The organism is Hwanghaeella sp. LZ110 (genome assembly GCF_048892525.1).
Taxonomy (GTDB): Bacteria; Pseudomonadota; Alphaproteobacteria; order UBA8366; family Aestuariispiraceae; genus Pacificispira.
Map to the genome: position 1 here is coordinate 1 of NZ_JBLZHT010000041.1, position 473 is coordinate 473.

The window sequence follows — 473 nt, forward strand, 5'->3', positions numbered from 1 at the left end:
CCGGTTGCGGTGGATGATGCGACGCTGACGCTGGAAGAAGGTGGCAACACGGTCACCGGCAATGTGATGGGCAACGACACGGAAGGGGCCGATGGCGCTGAAGTGACATCGTTCACCTATACCGATGAGACGGGCGCAGAACAGACCGGTGCGGTTGGTGTTGAGGTCAACACGCAGTATGGTGCGCTGACGGTGCAGGCGGACGGGTCGTTCACCTATACCAGTGACGCGGGCGAGACGCATACGGATGGCACGCCGCTGGTGGATGCGTTCACCTATACGATCACGGATGGGGATGGCGATACGTCTTCTGCGACGCAGGCCTTTGAGATCACCGATGATGGGCCACAGCCACCGGTCCCGATGCCCCCTCCTGGCACGGAACCACCGCCTCCGGGTGAGCCGCCTGTTGGTGGCGAAGATCCGGATCACCCTGAACTGGGCGTGAATGCGGGTCGTGTGGATGAAGACGA

The 473-nt window shown here is 62.2% G+C and carries 1 protein-coding gene; it reads left to right on the forward strand.

What is annotated here, in order from left to right:
• Window positions 1-473: Ig-like domain-containing protein (locus ACOSDM_RS20120; RefSeq protein WP_420726318.1), on the forward strand; the 473-nt coding region annotated here is incomplete at both ends.